Raw genomic sequence first — 280 nt, forward strand, 5'->3', positions numbered from 1 at the left:
GGCGATTGTTATTGCCGGCTCCGCGCAAATGCTGGCATTAAATATGCTTAAAACCGGCGCCACGCTCGGGGTTATTATATTCACCACATTAATAATTAACCTACGTCACGTACTGTACAGCGCCTCTATTTCCGGTACCGTCCGTGAAGCGTCATTCTTTAAAAAATGCTTTATGTCCTACGCGCTGACCGATGAAGTGTACGCCACCACCGTCAAAGAGATGGAAGGCAATAAGCAGGATAAGTATCTGTTTTATGGCTCGGCGATGATCACCTTCTGG

1 protein-coding gene is annotated in these 280 nt (G+C 47.1%); it reads left to right on the forward strand.

Features of this window, described 5'->3' with window-relative positions; all coding sequences use genetic code 11:
- The coding region (locus ACODJP_RS13915) for an AzlC family ABC transporter permease (RefSeq protein ID WP_422482518.1) at nt 1-280 on the forward strand (280 nt) is incomplete at both ends.

It is taken from the genome of Pleomorphochaeta sp. DL1XJH-081 (genome assembly GCF_049310885.1).
Taxonomy (GTDB): Bacteria; Spirochaetota; Spirochaetia; order Sphaerochaetales; family Sphaerochaetaceae; genus CAYZJV01.